Origin of the sequence: Streptomyces sp. NPDC056296 (assembly GCF_042268605.1) — a bacterium.
Classification (GTDB): domain Bacteria; phylum Actinomycetota; class Actinomycetes; order Streptomycetales; family Streptomycetaceae; genus Streptomyces.
The window spans coordinates 1-11,557 of record NZ_JBHJRX010000044.1 but is presented as its reverse complement, the minus strand read 5'-3'; the positions used below and the strand labels follow the sequence as shown (position 1 = coordinate 11,557).

General features: G+C 72.3%; 11 protein-coding genes. 6 read left to right on the top strand and 5 right to left on the bottom strand.

What is annotated here, in order from left to right:
* Window positions 1–183: 183 nt before the first annotated feature.
* Window positions 184–627 carry an ATP-binding protein gene (locus ACFCZF_RS28515; protein ID WP_376674064.1) on the bottom strand — a complete coding sequence of 148 codons (444 nt, stop codon included), beginning with the start codon at window positions 625–627 and terminating at the stop codon, window positions 184–186.
* 161 nt (window positions 628–788) lie between these two features.
* Here ACFCZF_RS28515 and ACFCZF_RS28510 point away from each other — a divergent pair, with 161 nt between their 5' ends.
* Together ACFCZF_RS28510 and ACFCZF_RS28505 are read left to right on the top strand one after the other, a co-directional pair.
* On the top strand, window positions 789–1,649 hold the full coding sequence (locus tag ACFCZF_RS28510; protein ID WP_376674063.1) for a helix-turn-helix transcriptional regulator: 861 nt from the start codon (window positions 789–791) through the stop codon (window positions 1,647–1,649).
* Window positions 1,646–1,891: a DUF397 domain-containing protein gene (locus ACFCZF_RS28505; protein ID WP_376674062.1), complete on the top strand. Its 246-nt coding sequence runs from the start codon at window positions 1,646–1,648 to the stop codon at window positions 1,889–1,891. Before ACFCZF_RS28510 ends, ACFCZF_RS28505 begins: the two co-directional genes overlap by 4 nt.
* A gap of 3 nt (window positions 1,892–1,894) precedes the next feature.
* On the opposite strand, the gene ACFCZF_RS28500 is transcribed toward ACFCZF_RS28505, so the two are convergent.
* Window positions 1,895–3,424: an IucA/IucC family protein gene (locus ACFCZF_RS28500; protein ID WP_376674061.1), complete on the bottom strand. Its 1,530-nt coding sequence runs from the start codon at window positions 3,422–3,424 to the stop codon at window positions 1,895–1,897.
* A gap of 125 nt (window positions 3,425–3,549) precedes the next feature.
* Here ACFCZF_RS28500 and ACFCZF_RS28495 point away from each other — a divergent pair, with 125 nt between their 5' ends.
* The 3 genes from ACFCZF_RS28495 to ACFCZF_RS28485 all read left to right on the top strand — a co-directional run bounded on the left by ACFCZF_RS28495 (window position 3,550) and on the right by ACFCZF_RS28485 (window position 7,180).
* A complete protein-coding gene (locus tag ACFCZF_RS28495; protein ID WP_375922908.1) occupies window positions 3,550–5,049 on the top strand; it encodes an IucA/IucC family protein in 1,500 nt (499 codons plus the stop codon).
* A 62-nt stretch (window positions 5,050–5,111) separates the two neighbouring features.
* Window positions 5,112–6,377: a VWA domain-containing protein gene (locus ACFCZF_RS28490; RefSeq protein WP_376674060.1), complete on the top strand. Its 1,266-nt coding sequence runs from the start codon at window positions 5,112–5,114 to the stop codon at window positions 6,375–6,377.
* A complete protein-coding gene (locus tag ACFCZF_RS28485; RefSeq protein ID WP_376674059.1) occupies window positions 6,377–7,180 on the top strand; it encodes a hypothetical protein in 804 nt (267 codons plus the stop codon). The genes ACFCZF_RS28490 and ACFCZF_RS28485 overlap by 1 nt, the downstream gene beginning before the upstream one ends.
* Window positions 7,181–7,408: 228 nt before the next feature.
* Here the strand turns inward: ACFCZF_RS28485 and ACFCZF_RS28480 are convergent, their stop codons facing one another.
* The gene (locus ACFCZF_RS28480; protein WP_376674058.1) at window positions 7,409–8,050 is read right to left on the bottom strand and encodes a winged helix-turn-helix transcriptional regulator; all 642 of its coding nucleotides are present in this window, start codon (window positions 8,048–8,050) and stop codon (window positions 7,409–7,411) included.
* An 88-nt stretch (window positions 8,051–8,138) separates the two neighbouring features.
* On the opposite strand from ACFCZF_RS28480, the gene ACFCZF_RS28475 reads away from it, so the two are divergent.
* Complete coding sequence (locus ACFCZF_RS28475; protein ID WP_376674057.1) at window positions 8,139–9,347, top strand: pyridoxal phosphate-dependent aminotransferase; 1,209 nt, start codon at window positions 8,139–8,141, stop codon at window positions 9,345–9,347.
* Here the strand turns inward: ACFCZF_RS28475 and ACFCZF_RS28470 are convergent.
* Window positions 9,328–10,380, bottom strand: a complete 1,053-nt coding sequence (locus ACFCZF_RS28470) for a hypothetical protein (protein WP_376674056.1) — start codon at window positions 10,378–10,380, stop codon at window positions 9,328–9,330. The two genes, ACFCZF_RS28475 and ACFCZF_RS28470, sit on opposite strands and share 20 nt — an antisense overlap.
* Before the next feature lie 149 nt (window positions 10,381–10,529).
* A complete protein-coding gene (locus ACFCZF_RS28465; RefSeq protein WP_376674055.1) occupies window positions 10,530–11,357 on the bottom strand; it encodes a helix-turn-helix transcriptional regulator in 828 nt (275 codons plus the stop codon).
* Window positions 11,358–11,557 lie beyond the last annotated feature (200 nt).

Below are 11,557 nucleotides of genomic sequence, written 5' to 3'. Positions count from 1 at the left end.
GCTCTACTCCAACAACTTCAACCGCGACAACGGCGACCCCTACGGCGACGTCCGCCAAATCGGCCACGGATGGAACAACTACAACCGCATCATCGCCTGACATGACACCCATGGCGCCGGCCGCCCACCCACGGCGGCCGGCGCCTCAGCCCGCTTTCCTTCCGACTGACACTGCGACAAGCGTCACCGCAGGTCCAGTTCCGCCCGGACCGTCTTGCCGACGGGTACGCGGTCGAAGACGCCCCACCAGTCGGCGAGCGCGTCCACGAGCAGCAGGCCCCGGCCGCGCTCGGCCTCCGGCGTCACCGCGTCCGTGCTTTCCGGCCCGCGCGGCCGCCTCTCTCCCCTGGCGTCGGACACGTCGATCCGCAGCGTGTACGCGTCCAGCCGCAGCCGCACTTCGATGTCCCGCCCCGGCACCCGCCCGTGCGTCACAGCGTTCGCCGCCAGCTCCGCGACGAGCAGCGCGGCCGTGTCGGAGACCGGCGAGCCGTACGGGACACCCCACGAGTCCAGGCGGTGCAGGGCGAGATGCCGGGCCAGTCGTGCACCGCGCGGGGTGGAGCTGAACCGCTGCACGAACACACGCGCGGTGACCGGGAGTCGGGGGGTGGAGGCTGGTCTCATGCCGCCCATCCCACCTGCGGCGACGACCTCCCACCAGTTCGGCGACCGGTACGCAGGGTCAGCGTACGGGTACGGAAGGTGGACGGTAGAGGTAACCATCCGTGACCATAAGCCCGTTGGGTGGGTTTGCCCGAGTGGGTGTACGTGTGGGAGGTGCCCTGATGTCGGACGGTGCGGGTGGCGCGGAGGCGCCTTGTGGGGGCGGGGAACCGGAGCGGTCGGACAGTCTCAGGACCTTCGGGGAGGTCCTCAAGGCGTTCCGCAAACGGGCGGGGCTGACGCAGGAGGAGTTCGCGCCGCTGGTGCGGTACTCGGTGCCGACGGTGGCGTCGATCGAGCAGGGGCGGCGGTTTCCGCCGGTGGACTTCGTGGAGCGCGCGGAGGAAGTCCTCGACGCGTTCGGGGCGCTGCGGGGTGCGGCACGGCATCTGTCGCGGCAGCCGGGGCTGGCGAGCTGGTTCCGGCAGTGGGCTCGGTTCGAGGCGGAGGCGGTAAGTCTGTACACGTATGAATGCCGGGTGGTGCCGGGGCTGTTGCAGACGGAAGGGTACGCGCGGGCGGTGTCGTTCAGCGTGCCGCCGCTGCCCGCCGAGAAGGAGATGAACGACCGGATCACGGCCCGCATGGCCCGGCACGAACTCCTGGCGACGAGCCGGAACCCTCCGACGGCGTTCAGCTTCATCGTGGAGCAGGCGGTCCTGGAGCGCGGCACGGGCGGCGAGGAGGTGACGCGCGAGTTGTACGACCACCTGCTGGGCGTGGTCGAGCGGCACTGGAACGTGGAGTTCCAGCTGATGCCCCTGCACCAGCCGGTGCACGCGGGGCTGGACGGCCCGATGCGGTTGGCGGAGACGCCGGAGAACCAGTGGTTCGGTTACTCGGAGGGGCAGGAGAACGGGCGGCTGATCACCGATCGTAAGGAGATCAGCCGATGCCACCAGCGCTATGCCAAGATGCGTTCACAGGCCCTGACCCCCGAGGACTCCGTGGGCCTGTTGAAGCGAATGCGAGGAGCGCTATGAACACGTCCGAACTGGCCTGGTTCAAGAGCAGTTACAGCGGCTCCCAAGGCGACGACTGCGTCGAAGTGGCGATGACGTGGCACAAGTCCAGCTACAGCAGCGGCAGTGAAGGCGACTGCGTCGAGGTCGCCGCCTGCCCCGGCACCGTCCACGTCCGGGACTCCAAGGTGCGCCACGGCGACCAGCTTGCCGTCTCCCCGACGGCCTGGGTCCGCTTCCTCACGTACACGACCGACCACTGACGCTCACGCCCCCCGCAACGGATTGGCCAGCGGCCGGTACCGCGCGTCGGCGCCGTCCGCCCCCGTCCAGCGGAGCAGGAGGTTGGTCTTGGCGGGGAGGGTGGGTGCGGTGAGGAGGGACGGGATCTCCGGCAGGTCGGTGTGGCGGGCCAGGGTCCGGCGGGCGGCGGGCCAGGGGGCGAGGCCGGGGTGGTGCTCGGCCAGGACGGCGGCGATCTCCATGAGGTGGTTGACGACGAGGCAGTACACCAGCCGTTCCCACCCGGCCGCCCGCGAGGTGTCCGGCAGCAGCTTGACGCCCTCCGCGTCCCGGAACAGGGCCTGCACCGGGGTACCGGCCGCGTCCACGGCGACCAGGGTGTTCTGCAGGTGCGCCTCCAGGACGACGCCGTCCTCGGCGAAGGCGGTCAGGACGGGCGGGACGACGGCCGCGAGGTACGCCTCCCACCAGGCCGCCGGGTCGGTGGCGGCCTCCAGCGGGCTGCCCTCGAAGCCCTCCACGAGGGCGGCGGCGAGCAGCGGGGTGGCGCCCGGCAGGACCCGGCCCCGCAGTCCGTCGCGGACGACCACGGCCAGCTCCTCGAAGGCGAAGCCCGCCGTGCGGTAGCCGCGGTCGGCGAGCCAGGCGGCCGGTGGGCCGATGGCGTCGAAGGCCTCGGTGACGGCGGTGTCGGTGCGGCGCAGTTTCAGCAGGTCGTGGCGCCACAGGCGGCGGATGTCGTTGGTGATGCGTACGTCGAGGCTGAACTTGAGGAAGAGGTCGAGGTCGGGGGCGTACACCGTGCGGATCGCGGCCGTCGGCCAGACGAAGCCGTCGGTCGTGCCGAGGCGGATCAGGCGGCCGTCGGCGAAGGCGGGGGCGAGGGTGCCCGCGGTCAGGTCGAGCTGCCAGGGGTGGGCCGGGAGGAGCCGGTAGCCGGGCGGGGCCTCGGCCAGGGCGTCGAGGGCGGCGGTGTCGCCCTCCTCGACGACCGTGTCCTCGCGCACGGCGAGCAGGGTCAGCGGGAAGCGGGCGTGCGCCTCGGGTGCGTATGGCAGCCAGGTGGCGTGTGGGGCCCCGCCGCGCGCCTTGGGGGCGGGGTGGTGGGTGTGGCCGGTGATCAGGGCCTGTTCGGAGCGGAGGTAGGGGTCCTGGGGAGGGGTGGCGCGGGCGCGGGCCGTGAGGAGGGCGGCCACCGTGTCGCGGCTGTCGGTGATCTCGGTGGGCAGTTCGTGGTTGGGCAGGCCGGTGTGGTGGCGCAGTTCCTCGGCGACGAGTTTCACCAGCGCGGTGTGGCCGACCGGGTGCCAGCCGCCCGCCGCCGTGGCGACCTCCGGCTCGGCGGGGCGGCGGCCCGCGCGTACCCGCAGCAGTCGGCCGCCGGGCAGCCGGTACACGGGCCGGGGGCCGGGGTCCGGCAGGGGTTCGGCCACCTCGCGCAGCAGGCAGTTGAGCAGCGGCACCATCGCGTAGGCGTCGGCCAATTCGGCCAAGCCCGGGCGGGGGGCGGCGTCGGCGCCGGTGGGCGGGGGCAGGAAATCCACGCGTTCCACTCGTTCCCTACGGTCTGTCCATGACGGAGAGGCGGAGGCGATCAGTATGTCTGTCGTGATGCCCGTCGTCGTCCCTGTGCCGTGACCTCCTACTCGTACCCGATTCGTACCCGAGGAGCCCGCCCGTGCATCGTCCCCCCACCGCGGAGACCGAGGTCGCCGACGAACTGGCCGTCGTCCGTCCCGGTCTGCTGTCCGAGTACACGGCCGGGCTGCCCGGCGCCCGCGCGGCGGTGCTGACCCGGCTGTGGCGTGCGTTCGCCCATGAACCGCTGCCGTGGGTCGCGGGCCGGGAGGCGGTGCGCGACGGGCTCGTGCTGCGTCTGCGGGACGGCCGCCGCCTGGCCGGTCCGTCCGCCGACCCGTACCGGACGGACGCGTACGTCCGCGTCGTACGCCTCGACGACGTGTCCTACGACGATCCGGCGCGGCTGACGGCGGACCTCGCCGTGCCGCACTCAGCGGGGTTCGCGGCGGAACTCGGCCACAGTGTCGCGTCGTTGGCGCTGTCGCGGACGGCCCCGGAGAATCACCCGGACGAGTGGCCGGAGCGGGACTGGGTCTGGGAGCAGCGGGTGGTGGACGGGCATCCCTACCACCCCAACTGCCGTTCCCGTCCGGGTTTCTCGGTGGCGGACCAGCTCGCGTACGGGCCCGAGCACCGGCCGGTGGTGGGGCTGGGGCTGGTGCCCGTGCCGGCCTCCGCGTGCCTGGTGACGGGGGTGTGGCCGACGGACCTGCGGGACGGGGCGAAGGTGCTGCTCCCGGTGCATCCGTGGCAGGCGGCGCACGTGCTGAAGCGGCCGTGCGAGGAGCGGATCGCCGCCCGTCCGCTGATGTCCCTGCGTACGCTCGCCGTGCCCGGCGGACCGCACGTCAAGACGGCGCTGAGTGCCCGGCTCACCTCCTCCGTGCGGGACATCTCGGTCGCCTCGATCGCCGCGTCGGCGACCCTGTCGGCCTTCGGGGAGGATCTGGCGGCGCGTACGGACGGCCTGCTCCACATGACCCGCACCCTGGGGGCGGCCACCGCCCACTCCCCCGACCTGGCCGCCGTGCTGCGCGAGTCGCCCGAGGTGTACGCGAGCGGCGGCGAGCGCGTCGTTCCGGTGGCCGCCCTCGCCACCGCCGGGCTGCCCCGCCGCCCCGGCTGGCCGGCCGCCTTCGCCCGGCTCGCGCTCACCGTCGGACTGCGTGCCCTGGAGCTGGGCGTGGCCCTGGAGGCGCACGGCCAGAACCTGCTGGTGGTGCTGGACCGGGCGGGCGAGCCCCGGCGCCTGGTCTACCGCGACCTCGCCGACATCAGGGTGAGCCCGGCGCGCCTGGCGCGGCACGGCGTCCCGGCCCCCGAGCTGCCGCCGCGCATGCTCACGGACGACCCGGCGGTGCTGCGCCGCAAGCTGTTCGGTTCGCTGGTGGGTGGCGCGCTCGCGGCGGCCGTAGGATCGGGTCCGGCGCTGCGGGAGGCGCTGGAGGGGGCCGTGCGCGAACTGCCGCGCACACCGGACGTCGTGGCGCTGCTCGAGGAGCCGCTGCCGGTCAAGGCTCTGACGCTGATGCGTACTTCGCCGGAGAGCGGCGGGGACCTCTGGGCCCGGCTGCCCAATCCGCTGCACTGGAAATGAAGTCGGGGCGTCGTCGCGGTCTCGTTTTGGAGCCCGGCACCACTGATCAATAAGATCCGCCGATGATCACAAGAACACGGCTGGCGGCGGGTGCCTGTGCCCTGCTCGCCGCGCTGACGGCCGGGGTCGCCTTCCCGGCCGGAGCGGCCGCCGGTGAACCCACGGGCGATGACGCGCCGAAGGTCAACCTGGTGCTCGACGTCAGCGGTTCGATGCGGACGCGGGACATCGACGGCGGTACGCGGATGGCCGCGGCGAAGCAGGCGTTCAACGAGGTGCTCGACGCGACGCCCGAGGAGGTGCGGCTCGGGATCCGGACCCTGGGCGCCGACTATCCGGGCGACGACCGCAAGACCGGTTGCAAGGACACCGCGCAGCTCTACCCGGTCGGCCCGCTGGACCGCACCGAGGCCAAGACGGCGGTGGCGACGCTGGCACCCACCGGCTGGACGCCGATCGGCCCCGCGCTGCTGGAGGCGGCCGACGACCTCGACGGCGGCGACGGTTCCAAGCGCATCGTGCTGATCAGTGACGGCGAGGACACCTGCGCCCCGCTCGACCCGTGCGAGGTGGCCCGGGAGATCGCCGCCAAGGGCATCGGGCTGACCATCGACACGCTGGGGCTGGTCCCCAACGCCAAGATGCGGCAGCAGCTCAGCTGCATCGCCGAGGCGACCGGCGGGACGTACACATCGGTCGAGCACACCGACGAACTCACCGACAAGGTGAACCAGTTGGTGGACCGCGCGGCCGACCCGGTGGTGACCCCGGTCGCCACCGAGGGCGCGGACGCGTGCGCGAAGGCGCCGACGCTGAAGTCGGGGCTGTACACCGACCGCGAGGAGTTCGGCCGGCAGCGCTGGTACCGGGTGGACGTGGAGCCGGGCCAGGAGCTGCGCGCCTCGGTGAGCGTGGGTGCCGACCGCGCCGTGAACCCCTCCTACGGGGTGCTGTTGCGGGCGGTGACGGTGCACGGCCGGGAGATCGTGCGCGGCGAGGCGGCGGGCAACGGCCGTACCGATGTGCTCTCCGCGGGGCTGCGCTATCCGAAGGCGGAGAGCGACGAGGAGGACGCCCCTGCCGAGACCGTGTGTCTCCAGGTCACCAACTCCTTCTCCGTCGCCGCCGGCGTGAAGACCACGCCCGGACTGCCGCTGGAGCTGACCGTCGACGTCGTGGACGGTCCGAGCGACGCCGGTGACGTGGCCTCCTTCGGCCTCGGACGCGGCTGGTGGCTGCTCGGTGCGCTGATCCTGGCCGGGTTCCTCGCCGGTCTGCTGTGGGGCTGGCTCTCACGCCGGCGGTTCGCGGTCTGGAGGACCAACTGATGCGTTCGATACGAGTGCTGGGCGCCGTTGCGCTGTTGCTCGGCCTCGCCGTGTCCCCTGCGGCGGCCGACTCCTCGCCCTCCGCGAGCCCGTCGGACGACGCCGGCGCGCCGACCGAGGCGGGCACGGCCTTCCGTACGGCGACCGAGATCGAGCAGGGGCAGCCGGCCACGGCGCGCGGCTCCGCCGGTGACTACCTGTACTGGTCGTTCCCGGCCGACGCCGGGCAGCGCCCCACCGTCGAGGCCACGGTGAAGCTGCCCGAGACGCACGCCGCCGAGACCTGGCGGATCGACGTGTACGACGGTCTGCGCCGCCGCCAGGCCTGTCAGTACGGCGCACAGTCCCGCACCGCCGCGGCGGGCACCTCGTCCGTGGAGCTGGCCTGCGTGCTGCGCACGGTCCGTGCCTGGTCGGAGCCGTGGGCCGACGATCCGCTGCCGGGGACGTACTACATCCGGCTGACGGCGGTGAACCTCCCGACGTCGGACCTGGGTGTCCCGGTCTCGGCCGGGGTCCGGGTGGACTCCAAGGACATCGGCGGCGCGGCGGCGGTGGACGGTTCGCTGGCCGAGCCGCTGGTGCCGGGCGTGGCGGTGAGGTCCGGCGCGGACGAGGAGGACCCGGAGCGCGGCGCCGTGCTGTCCGCGATCGAGCCCGATGACGGCTGGTCCTCCGGCTGGTGGTCCGACCGGTGGGTGTGGACCGGGATCGGCGGCGTGCTGGCCGCACTGGCGGGCATCGGCGGCTACGCGCTGACCCGCGGGGCGGGACGGCCGCGGCGGGTGCCGCCGGGCGTCTGACGGCTCCCCGAAAGGCCCGGCCGTCCCGAAAGGCCCGGCCGTCCCGAAAGGCCCGGCCGTCCCGGAGGGCCCGCCTTCCGGGAAGACCCGCCTTCCGGGAAGACCCGCCGTCCCGGAACGCCCACCGCCCCGGAAGGCCCACCGCCCCAGAGACGGCCCGCCGTCCCGGAAGGCCCACCCGTCACGGAAGGCCCGCCCCCGGCGGGCCTTCTGCCGTTTCCGCCGGCTTCAGTCCTCGCGGAGCGCCTTGGCCGCCGTTCCGTCACCGGTCACCGCTACCCGGCCGTCCCGCACCGCGTCCCGCAGGCCGAACTCCCCACGGCTGAGCGCGGCGCAGGTCCCGGCGTCCAGCACGAGCAGGGCGTCGGGCTCCCCCGGCGCGGACCCGTCGCCGTACACCGGGCCTTCCCCGCCGCCGCCCGCGTAGAGGTGGAAGTTCCCCTCCTCCAGCCGAACCTCGACGAGCCCCTCCTCCGCCCCTGCCTCGCGCAGGGCCCGCAGCAGGGGGAGCGCGAACCAGTGCGCCCGCAGCGCGTCCGTCGGCCTGCGCTCTCCCAGCTCGCCGGCGCCCCACGCACCGAGGGCCTCAAGCACCGGCAGCAACTCGCGCCCGCGAGCGGTCAGTTCGTAGACGTACGCCGCTCCGGGCGGGGGCAGCCGGCGCCGGGTCGTCAGCCCGTCACGCTCCATGTCCTTCAGCCGCGAGGCGAGTACGTCCGTGCTGACGCCGGGCAGATCGGCGTGCAGGTCGGTGTAGCGCCGCGGACCGGCGAGCAGCTCCCGGACGATCAGCAGGGTCCAGCGGTCGCCGACGGCGTCGAGCGCGCGGGCGGCGGAACAGTACTGGTCGTAGCTTCGGCGAGGTGACATGCGACGCAGTGTAGACAAGTTGTTGGACTTTCCAAGCTCGCACTTGGTAAAACCAAGCAACACCAGATACCGGAGAGGAAGCGCCGCAATGGAGTTCCGGCAGTCGAACAAGCTCAGCGAGGTCTGTTACGAGATCCGCGGCCCGGTCATCGAGCACGCCAACGCGCTGGAGGAGGCGGGGCACAGCGTGCTGCGCCTGAACACCGGCAACCCGGCGCTCTTCGGTTTCGAGGCGCCGGAGGAGATCCTCCAGGACATGATCCGCATGCTGCCGCGGGCGCACGGATACACCGACTCGCGCGGCATCCTCTCCGCCCGCCGGGCCGTCGCCCAGCGCTACCAGGCCCTCGGCCTGGAGGTCGACGTGGACGACGTCTTCCTCGGCAACGGCGTCTCCGAGCTGGTCTCCATGGCCGTACAGGCCCTGCTGGAGGACGGCGACGAGATCCTGATCCCCGCCCCCGACTTCCCCCTCTGGACGGCGGTGACGACCCTCGCGGGCGGCAAGGCGGTCCACTACCTGTGCGACGAGCAGGCGGACTGGTACCCGGACCTGGCCGACATGGAGTCCAAGATCACCGACCGCACCAAGGCGGTCGTCATCATCAATCCCAACAACCCCACCGGCGCCGTCTACCCCAAGGAGATCGTCGAGGGCATCCTCGACCTCGCCCGCCGGCACGGCCTGATGGTCTTCGCCGACGAGATCTACGACCAGATCCTGTACGACGACGCCGTGCACCACTCGGCCGCCGCGCTCGCCCCCGACCTGGTCGTCCTGACCTTCTGCGGCCTGTCCAAGACCTACCGGGTGGCGGGCTTCCGCTCCGGCTGGCTGGTGGTCACGGGGCCTCGGCAGCACGCGCGCGACTACCTGGAGGGCCTGACGATGCTGGCCTCCATGCGTCTGTGCGCCAACGCGCCCGCCCAGTACGCCATCCAGGCGGCGCTCGGCGGCCGCCAGTCGATCCGCGAACTGACGGCTCCGGGCGGACGGCTGCGCGAACAGCGGGACGTGGCCTGGGAGAAGCTGAACGAGATCCCGGGTGTGTCGTGCGTGAAGCCGAAGGGCGCGCTGTACGCGTTCCCGCGTATCGACCCCAAGGTGCACAAGATCCACGACGACGAGCGGTTCGTCCTGGACCTGCTGCTGCGGGAGAAGATCCAGGTGGTCCAGGGCACCGGCTTCAACTGGCCCTCCCCCGACCACTTCCGCATCCTGACCCTGCCCCACGCGGACGACCTGGAGGCCGCCATCGGGCGGATCGGACGGTTCCTCAGCGGGTACCGGCAGTAGCCGCCGGCCCGGAACCCGGGGAGTGCGGCCCCGGGGCGGTCGTCCGCCGGCCGAGCGGCAGGCTGGAGACCGTGAAGGGGAGGCTCTCCGGGGGAAGGCCGGCGACCCAGCGGTTGTACTGGCTGTTCACGACGAGAAGGCGGTCGTGGTCGGTGAGGGCCGCGGCGGAGGGATGCAGGAGCCCGCCCGGCGGCACCAGTCGGTCGACGAAGCGGCCGTGGGTGAGGGCGTCGTTCATCTCGATGACCGCGACCTGCGGCTGGGTGCCGGGATCGGCGTACAGGTTGCCCTGCGTCACGTAGAGACGCCCGTCCCTCCATGCCAGGGCGTCGCCGTTGGCAAGGGTGTGGCCGCCGAGGTCGACCTCGGCGGTCCGGCCGGTGGAGCGGTCGATGCGCCACAGCTTTCCGGTGTTGCTCTGCACGGCGAGCAAGTGGCCGGTGCCGATCGCGACGATGCCGTTGAGGTTGTGCTGTCCGTCGACCCAGTCGATGCCCGAGGCGTCGACGTCGAGCCAGTGCTCCAGCTTCCACCGGCCGCGCTCGTCCTCGGTCAGGCGGTAGACGACCGGCTTGAAGGAGTCGGTGACATAGGCGGTACCGTCGGCGGCCACCGTGACGTCGTTGACGAAACCGCCCTTCGCGCCGTTCAGTCTGGTCAGCAGTGCGCCGGTCGCCGTGTCGTAGACGCGCAGCGTGCCCGTGCCGCCTCCGTTGACGTAGAGCCGTCCCTCACCGTCGATGGTCATGCCGGCGGTGAAGGAGCGTCCGTCCCTCTCGTCGGGCGACCAGACCCGTGCGGTGGGTTTGCGCACGTGCCCCCGGTAGAGGGTGCCGTCCTGGGCGCTGCCCACGTAGTAGTGCCCGCTGCGCGGATCGTAGGCCACGCCGGTGGGAAAGGCACTCTCCCCCGGGATCACGTAGTGGTCGGGGAGCCGCGCGGTGGCGGTCTCGGAGCCGGTGGCGGATTCGGCGCCGGTGGCGGCCTGGGAGCCGGTTGCGGCGGTGAGGGCGAGCACGGTGACGGCTGCCATGGCGGACGCGAAAAGGCGCATGGAGGACCTCGCGGGGCCGGTGGGGCGGATGGTCCTGTTCATCCTGGGCGGGCCGCGGGCCGGCTCCCTCCGCTCTGCCTCACCGGAGACAGGGCGAACCTGGGTACTCCCAGTCCCCCCTCACCGGCCTACGCCACGGCCATGGCGCGCAGTGCCTCCTCCTCGGGCGAACCCGGAGCGGCCGTGTAGACGAGCAGGCTCAGTTCGGGGTCCTGGGGGAAGTGGGTGATCTCGTACGAGAGGGTGAGCGGGCCGGCCTCGGGGTGGTCGATGCGTTTGAGGCCGTGGGACTTGGTGCGCACGGTGTGCTGCTGCCAGTGACGCCGGAACTCCTCGCTGCCCTGGTTGAGTTCCTCGACCAACCGCCACAGTTCGGGATCCTCCGGGAAGCGGCCCGCGGCGATGCGGAGATGACCCACTGCCTCGCGGGCGATCATCTCGCGGTCCGGGTAGCGGCGGCCGATCTCGTCGTTCAGCAGATGGAGCCGGCACAGGTTGCGCTCGGCCGGAGGCAGTGCGGCGAAGTCGGTGATGAGGGCGCACAGGGGCCGGTTCCAGGCCAGTACGTCCATCCGGCGGCCCATGGCGAGCGCCGGAGCGGTGATCCAGTCCAGCAGCCGACGCACTCCGGGGCGCGTCTCCCCACCGCCGGACCGCCCGGTGTCCGGGTCCGGCTTCCGGGGCCGCGCCAGCCTGAAGAGATGGGCGCGCTCGTCCTCGTCGAGTTTCAGGGCGGCAGCCACCGCCCCGAGCACGGCGTCCGACACACTGCGGTTGCGGCCCTGCTCCAGGCGCACGTAGTAGTCGATGCTCACCCCCGCAAGGTGCGCCAGCTCCTCACGGCGCAGCCCCGGCACGCGCCGCAGGCCTGCGCCGGAGGCGAAGCCGACGTCCTCGGGGCGGATCCTGGCCCGCCGTGAACGTAAAAATTCCCCCAACTCGCTTCGTGACTGCATGATTTCATTATCGCCTTCCTGGCTTTCACTGTCCGCGGCCGGTGCGTCGCAGCAGCGTGCGCACCCGTCGCCGGGCTTGCGACCGTAGCCTGAGCGGCATGGGTGATCCATACCTTTCTTCGTGGGTTGATCGCGGTCATTCGTAAGATCGGGACACCCAGGGATGCCGGGTGTGGCTGTCATGGCGTTGCCGCATTCGT

What these genes read in the sequence shown, in the direction of transcription:
- ACFCZF_RS28515 (WP_376674064.1), bottom strand. Translation starts at nt 627, where the DNA reads ATGAGACCAGCCTCCACCCCCCGACTCCCGGTCACCGCGCGTGTGTTC.
- ACFCZF_RS28510 (WP_376674063.1), top strand. Translation starts at nt 789, where the DNA reads ATGTCGGACGGTGCGGGTGGCGCGGAGGCGCCTTGTGGGGGCGGGGAA.
- ACFCZF_RS28505 (WP_376674062.1), top strand. Translation starts at nt 1,646, where the DNA reads ATGAACACGTCCGAACTGGCCTGGTTCAAGAGCAGTTACAGCGGCTCC.
- ACFCZF_RS28490 (WP_376674060.1), top strand. Translation starts at nt 5,112, where the DNA reads ATGATCACAAGAACACGGCTGGCGGCGGGTGCCTGTGCCCTGCTCGCC.
- ACFCZF_RS28485 (WP_376674059.1), top strand. Translation starts at nt 6,377, where the DNA reads ATGCGTTCGATACGAGTGCTGGGCGCCGTTGCGCTGTTGCTCGGCCTC.
- ACFCZF_RS28480 (WP_376674058.1), bottom strand. Translation starts at nt 8,050, where the DNA reads ATGTCACCTCGCCGAAGCTACGACCAGTACTGTTCCGCCGCCCGCGCG.
- ACFCZF_RS28475 (WP_376674057.1), top strand. Translation starts at nt 8,139, where the DNA reads ATGGAGTTCCGGCAGTCGAACAAGCTCAGCGAGGTCTGTTACGAGATC.
- ACFCZF_RS28470 (WP_376674056.1), bottom strand. Translation starts at nt 10,380, where the DNA reads ATGGCAGCCGTCACCGTGCTCGCCCTCACCGCCGCAACCGGCTCCCAG.
- ACFCZF_RS28465 (WP_376674055.1), bottom strand. Translation starts at nt 11,357, where the DNA reads ATGCAGTCACGAAGCGAGTTGGGGGAATTTTTACGTTCACGGCGGGCC.